General features: G+C 60.2%; 7 protein-coding genes and 1 tRNA gene. 4 read left to right on the forward strand and 4 right to left on the reverse strand.

All coding sequences use genetic code 11. From position 1 onward, the window contains the following. A partial coding sequence (locus ACQY7U_RS04890; protein WP_428642588.1) for a hypothetical protein occupies window positions 1–204 on the forward strand: 204 nt, incomplete at its 5' end. A 12-nt stretch (window positions 205–216) separates the two neighbouring features. Here ACQY7U_RS04890 and rpsA read toward each other — a convergent pair. The 3 genes from rpsA to aroA form a co-directional block, all read right to left on the reverse strand. Beyond that, window positions 217–1,914: a 30S ribosomal protein S1 gene (gene rpsA, locus ACQY7U_RS04895; RefSeq protein ID WP_428642590.1), complete on the reverse strand. Its 1,698-nt coding sequence runs from the start codon at window positions 1,912–1,914 to the stop codon at window positions 217–219. A 271-nt stretch (window positions 1,915–2,185) separates the two neighbouring features. After that, entirely contained in the window at window positions 2,186–2,815 is a 630-nt protein-coding gene (gene cmk / locus ACQY7U_RS04900; RefSeq protein WP_428642593.1) for a (d)CMP kinase, read from the reverse strand. Continuing rightward, complete coding sequence (gene aroA / locus ACQY7U_RS04905) at window positions 2,812–4,167, reverse strand: 3-phosphoshikimate 1-carboxyvinyltransferase (RefSeq protein WP_428642594.1); 1,356 nt, start codon at window positions 4,165–4,167, stop codon at window positions 2,812–2,814. The genes cmk and aroA overlap by 4 nt, the downstream gene beginning before the upstream one ends. 269 nt (window positions 4,168–4,436) lie before the next feature. On the opposite strand from aroA, the gene ACQY7U_RS04910 reads away from it, so the two are divergent. Next, window positions 4,437–4,823 (forward strand): TIGR02300 family protein, encoded by a 387-nt coding sequence (locus tag ACQY7U_RS04910; protein WP_428642596.1) that lies wholly within the window; start codon window positions 4,437–4,439, stop codon window positions 4,821–4,823. Window positions 4,824–4,975: 152 nt separating this feature from the next. Continuing rightward, a tRNA-Ala gene (locus tag ACQY7U_RS04915) sits at window positions 4,976–5,051 on the forward strand. A 140-nt stretch (window positions 5,052–5,191) separates the two neighbouring features. On the opposite strand, the gene ACQY7U_RS04920 is transcribed toward ACQY7U_RS04915, so the two are convergent. Next, window positions 5,192–5,602 carry a DUF2513 domain-containing protein gene (locus ACQY7U_RS04920; protein ID WP_428642599.1) on the reverse strand — a complete coding sequence of 137 codons (411 nt, stop codon included), beginning with the start codon at window positions 5,600–5,602 and terminating at the stop codon, window positions 5,192–5,194. Window positions 5,603–5,849: 247 nt separating this feature from the next. On the opposite strand from ACQY7U_RS04920, the gene ACQY7U_RS04925 reads away from it, so the two are divergent. Beyond that, on the forward strand, window positions 5,850–6,308 hold a 459-nt coding region (locus ACQY7U_RS04925), incomplete at its 3' end, for an MHYT domain-containing protein (protein WP_428642601.1).

A 6,308-nucleotide genomic window follows, 5' to 3' on the forward strand; every position in this document is an offset into this window, starting at 1 on the left:
GAGCGTCAGAACTGCAAGGACTATCGGGCGCATCGCTCGCTTCTTGAAAGAGGCAGTGTCAAAAATCTGATTAGCGCTAGTTTCGCCAGAGCTCCTCCGGAAGACAACCGTGGAACGCCTGGGATTGTCATGCGTTTTTCGAAAGGCAGTTCTCAAACAAAAAGCCCGGCATTGCTGCCGGGCTTTCGCGTTTTCTGTTTTTAAGAAACAGAAATCTTAGTCTTCGTTCTGCTGCTTCAGGGCAGCACCCAGGATGTCGCCGAGGGACGCGCCGCTGTCGGATGAACCGTACTGTGCGACAGCTTCCTTCTCTTCTGCGATCTCGAGAGCCTTGATCGACACGGTGACCCGGCGGGTCTTCTTGTCGAACTGGGTGATGCGGGCATCGAACTTGTCGCCGACGGAATATTTTTCCGGACGCTGTTCTTCGCGGTCGCGGGAAAGGTCGGCACGGCGGATGAAGGCAGTCAGGTCGCTGTCCGCGATCTTGACGTCCAGTCCGCCGTCCTTGATTTCCACGACTTCACAGGTGACGACGGAGTTCTTGCGCAGTTCGCCAGCCGCACCCGATTCCATCGGATCGCCGGAAAGCTGCTTGATGCCGAGGGAGATGCGCTCCTTGTCGACATCGACGTCCAGAACGACGGCCTTGACCATGTCGCCCTTCTTGAACTCTTCGATGACCTGCTCGCCCGGACGGTTCCAGTCGAGGTCGGAGAGGTGGACCATGCCGTCCACGTCGCCGTCGAGGCCGATGAACAGGCCGAATTCGGTCTTGTTCTTGACTTCGCCTTCGACTTCGGTGCCGATCGGGAACTGTTCCGCGAATGCATCCCACGGGTTCTGCAGGGTCTGCTTGAGGCCCAGGGAGATGCGGCGCTTGACCGGGTCGACTTCCAGGATCATCACTTCGACTTCCTGGGAAGTGGAAACGATCTTGCCCGGATGGACGTTCTTCTTGGTCCAGGACATTTCGGAAACGTGGATCAGGCCTTCGATGCCCGGCTCCAGTTCCACGAATGCGCCGTAGTCGGTGATGTTGGTCACGCGGCCGGTGAACTTGGCTTCGATCGGGTACTTGGCTTCGATGCCATCCCACGGATCGGTTTCAAGCTGCTTCATGCCCAGGCTGATGCGATGCGTTTCCTGGTTGACGCGGATGATCTGCACCTTGACGGTCTGGCCGATGGACAGAACTTCCGACGGATGGTTGATGCGGCGCCACGCGATGTCGGTGACGTGCAGCAGGCCATCGATGCCGCCGAGGTCGACGAACGCACCGTAATCGGTGATGTTCTTGACCACACCTTCCACGGTATGACCTTCTTCCAGGCTCTGGACCAGTTCGGAACGCTGTTCCGCACGGGTTTCTTCCAGAACGACACGGCGGGAAACCACGATGTTGCCGCGGCGCTTGTCCATCTTCAGGATCTGGAACGGCTGCGGAGTGTGCATCAGCGGGGTCACGTCGCGAACCGGACGGATGTCGACCTGGGAACGCGGCAGGAAGGCAACAGCGCCATCCAGATCGACGGTGAAGCCGCCCTTGACCTGGTTGAAGATCTGGCCGTTGACCTTTTCGTTTGCTTCGAATGCAACTTCCAGGCGGACCCAGCTTTCTTCGCGGCGTGCTTTTTCGCGCGACAGAACAGCCTCGCCGAGAGCGTTTTCAACACGCTCCAGGTAAACTTCGACTTCGTCGCCGACACCCATTTCGCCGTCGCGGCCCTTGGCGCCGAATTCCTTCAGCGGCACGCGGCCTTCGACCTTCAGGCCGACGTCGATGACGGCGAGGTCTTTTTCGATTGCGACGACCGTGCCTTTGACAACGGCACCTTCATAGAGGTCGTTCTGGACGAAGGACTCTTCGAGAAGAGCCGCGAAGTCGTCGATAGAGGGATTGAAATCAGTCATTTATTCTCCTGGCGCCAGTTGGCGCGCCGCCGGCGGGTTGGTGTTGCACTCCGGATTTGTCCTTCTCCCGGGATCGCGGTTTTCGCTGATCCTGCCGCTTGAAAAGCGGGCCGGCGGGGGCGGGAGACGGAAAATCCAGTCTCGTCACAGGCCGTCTCGGAACAGACGCCCTGCCGAAATTCATTGTCGTTCCTAAAGAACCATCGGCCATCGGGCCGGATCCGTTCCGGATGCACTAAAAGGGGCACACCTTCAAGGTGAACCCCGCGTCTTAGGCGATCTCCCTGGCGCGGGACACAATATCCACAGCCGCCTGGAACGCGGTCTCTATATCCATTTCTGTCGTATCAAGCAAGACCGCATCGTCTGCTTGTTTCATCGGAGCCACGGTTCTTTGGCTGTCGCGCTCGTCCCGGCGCTTCAGATCCTCCAGCACGGAGGCATAAACGGCCTCCTGGCCCTTGGAGAGCATTTCGTCCGTTCGCCGTTTCGCACGTGCTTCCGGAGAAGCCGTGACGAAGAGCTTGACCGTCGCATCGGGGCAGACCACCGTGCCGATGTCGCGGCCGTCCAGAACCGCGCCGGGAGGCGTTTGGGCAAAGCGCCGCTGCAACTCCACCAGTTCTTCGCGCAGGCCGCCCAGCACGGCGATGCGGGAGGCCGCCTCGCCAATCTCGTGAGCGGACAGAACGGACTTGTCCATCTGGGCCAGGTCCAGATTGTGCGCAACTTCGATGGCAACGGCCTCGTCGCCCAGCGGCTTGCCGTTGGCCAGCAGCGAGGCCGCGACGGCCCGGTAGGTGAGACCCGTATCCAGGTGGCGCAGACCGAAATGATCCGCCAGCCGCCGGGCAAGCGTGCCTTTGCCGGACGCGGCCGGTCCGTCGATCGCGATAATCATGCGGCCTCGCTTTTGTTTGCGGAAAATTTGGCGCCAAGCCCCTCGAACAGAGCGGTGAAGGTGGGGAAGCTGGTTGCGATCACCGCGCCGTCGTCGACGGTCACGGGTTTTTCGGCCGCCATGCCGAGAACAAGGAAGCTCATCGCGATGCGGTGATCGAGATGGGTCACCACCGTGCCGCCACCGATATCGGCGGCGCCGCCGGTCACGGTCAGCGTGTCCTCGGTTTCCACGCAAGGGATGCCGTTGGCCTCCAGCCCGCGGGCGACCGCCGCCAGACGGTCGGATTCCTTGACGCGCAGTTCGTCCAGGCCCGGCATGAAAGTGTCGCCTTCGGCAAAGGCGGCCGCAACCGCCAGGACCGGGTATTCGTCGATCATCGACGGTGCCCGGTCTGCCGGGACGGTGATGCCCTTCAGCTTGCTGGCTTTCACGCGCAGGTCGCCGACTTCCTCGCCGCCGGTTTCGCGCCGGTTGACGATCTGAATGTCCCCGCCCATCTCGATCAAAGTGGTGATGAGGCCCGTACGGTGCTCGTTCAGAAGCACGTTCTCGATCGTGATGTCCGAGCCCGGGATGATGAGCGCGGCAACCATCGGGAAGCCCGCGGAGGAGGGATCGCCCGGAACGTCGATGTCCTGCGGCTTCAGCTCCGGCTGGCCCTTCAGCCTGATGACCCGTTCACCGGACTCGTTGACCGAGACCGAAATGTCGGCGCCGAAGCCCTTCAGCATCTTTTCGGTATGATCGCGGGTCGGGATCGGTTCGATCACGGTGGTTTCGCCCGGTGCGTTGAGGCCGGCCAGAAGAACGGCGGATTTCACCTGGGCGGAGGGCATCGGCACGCGGTAGGTGATCGGCAGGGCGGTCTCCGCGCCGCGGATCGAGGCCGGCAGGCGGTCGCCGTCGCGGGCGATCACATTGGTGCCCATTTCGCGAAGCGGATTGAGAACCCGGCCCATGGGCCGTTTGGAGAGCGAAGCGTCGCCGACAAAGGTCGCGGCAATGTTGTGGCTGCCGAAAATACCCATGGTCAGGCGCACGCCGGTACCGGCGTTGCCGAAATCGATGACGTGCTCCGGCTCCAGCAGGCTGCCGAGCCCGATGCCGTCGACAGTGTACGACCCGTCCGCATGTTTTTCGATCCTGGCGCCGACGGCGCGCATCGCATCGGCAGTGGCCAGGACATCTTCGGATTCCAGCAGGCCTTTCACGGTGGTCCGGCCGACGGCAAGGGCTCCGAACATCAGCGATCTGTGGGAAATGGACTTGTCGCCCGGCACGCGGATTGTGCCGGTCAGAGGGGTACCCAGGCTTGAGGTCAGGGGAGTGGGGGCAGAATCGTGTGACATTTTCGAATGTCCGCAATTTCAGGGTCAGGACCTGCGAATAGGTTTGAAAAGGTCGGTACTGATCCCGGTCGGTTGGCAAAAGGTGACACGTCCTATCATGTGGATGCGGCTACGTCATCCATGCGAACGCTTGAAATTTGGCGCACAACATGCAGAACATCGGGAGCAAGGATCAATTTCGACTGATTTGGCTTTGACAGCGGTCCGGCTTGACGCTATGGGGCCCCTGAAATTCCATGTCAGTGACATAACAATGAAGGGTGAGCACAGTGGCAAAACCTGAACTTGGCACCAAGCGGCTGTGCCCGAGCTGCGGCGCCAAATATTACGATCTCAATCGGGAGCCGATTACCTGTCCGAAATGCGGCACGACCTTCGAGGCCGTCATGACGTCCCGCGCCGCCAAGGCTGCCAAGGTGGAGGAAACCACCGAGGAAGAAGACGACGAGGACGTTGAAGCTCCGGAAATCGTGACCCTGGAAGAAGCCGACGCGGAAGCGGAAGGCGGGGACGACGATGTGCCGGATCTGGAAGACGAGGAAGTCGACCTGGAGGACGACGACGACGACGACGATGTTTTCATCGAAGATGAAGACGAAGACGACGACACCATTCCGGGCGTCCGCGTCGAACGGGAAGACGATCCCGACCAGTAAGCTTTTGATCTGGCAGGGAAATTCCCCTGTCAGATCTTATCCACAGAAGGCGGAAAAAATCTTGTCATTTTCTGCTTGATCTTGCGGGGCGGTGTGACTATGTTCCGCCTCCATCAGCGCCGGGGACCCAAGCCGGCACGCATATGGAACATGGGGCCATAGCTCAGTTGGGAGAGCGCTACAATGGCATTGTAGAGGTCAGGGGTTCGATTCCCCTTGGCTCCACCATTCCTCCTCCTTCGGGAGATTTTCTCTTAAAAACAATACGGTATAGCGCGCCTGTTTTCAGGCGTCCGCCCATGCCTGTGCCCGGTGCCTGCCGGCGCTGCCCGCATGACCGGCAAGCTGTGCCGGTTCTCTCTTGTCCTTTACAACGACAGCGGATTTTGGGCGACCTTCAGGGCTGAGGCGCCTTGGAGGCTGGTCTGCACCTTGCGTCCGAGCGCATCGAGCGCGAATGCCTCGATGATCGAGATGGGGAGAGGCAGTTGAGACCGGGATTCAAGATCCTGAACGGCATTCCAGATATCGGGATCCCGGACCGCGTCGAGAAACTCGTGCCCTGCCCATGTCAGTGTGTGCGGCACCCAGGCTGTCGGGTACATCGAACGGGACATCTCGATCGCGTGGATCAGTCCGCCTTCCTTCATCAACCGGATATGATAGTTCATATGCAGGTCGTCGACGTTATGCGGCAGGTGCACTGACGCCGGTTCATTGTCTTTGCTTGCCTCGAGTGCAAACAGGATGGTGCGTACCAGTGCCATGTCACGTTTCATTGCGGGCTCCCCATATTAAACGCCCGGCATCCGAAATCACGCCGCTCATGACCGGTGGGCAAGTATAAAAACCTGAACCTGTCGGCCGATGGAGGCTGGCGGTCCCGCGTCTGGCTGCGGACCGTTTCGTTGGTTTTCGGAGAAAAACCGGGTCCTGTAACACAACACGATCGGGTTGAGAACTGGTAAACCGCACAGTTCCGCCCGATCGGCGTGTCCCTATGATAATCCCCGCCAAAAAGGATCCGTGAAGCAGCCGTCCACCTATGGACGGCTGGAGAGAGAGGGCCTTTCCTGGGAGGAGGCGGAGCGGGTTCCGGCGAGCAAGGGCCGGGAACCGCACCGTTCCGCCCCTCTAACGGCGACCAAGGACTTCAAGGACAACCGGGTGGCGCGTGTGTTGCGTGTAATTTCCTGCATTTCGAACGAGCACGACCCATTGTTCCTGGTTCTGGCGGCTGTCGTCTGTATTGGCGGTTCCGTCGTCACCATGCGGTTGTTCGATCGCGCCTGCCGATTTTCGATCAACCGGAAATCCACCTGGATCCTGATGGCCGGGATTGTCAGCGGGAGTTCCATCTGGGCGACGCATTTCGTGTCGATGCTCCGTTTCAGGCCACTGGTCGCATTCGGTTATGAACCGGTCCTGACGATCGTCTCGCTGCTGCTGTCGGTCCTGTTCACTCTGGTCGGACTGAACATTGCC

The sequence above is a fragment of the Roseibium sp. genome (assembly GCF_050301095.1).
Lineage (GTDB): Bacteria > Pseudomonadota > Alphaproteobacteria > Rhizobiales > Stappiaceae > Roseibium.

Coding starts and splice junctions, on each gene's coding strand:
- rpsA (WP_428642590.1), bottom strand. CDS start 1,914: ATGACTGATTTCAATCCCTCTATCGACGACTTCGCGGCTCTTCTCGAA.
- cmk (WP_428642593.1), bottom strand. CDS start 2,815: ATGATTATCGCGATCGACGGACCGGCCGCGTCCGGCAAAGGCACGCTT.
- aroA (WP_428642594.1), bottom strand. CDS start 4,167: ATGTCACACGATTCTGCCCCCACTCCCCTGACCTCAAGCCTGGGTACC.
- ACQY7U_RS04920 (WP_428642599.1), bottom strand. CDS start 5,602: ATGAAACGTGACATGGCACTGGTACGCACCATCCTGTTTGCACTCGAG.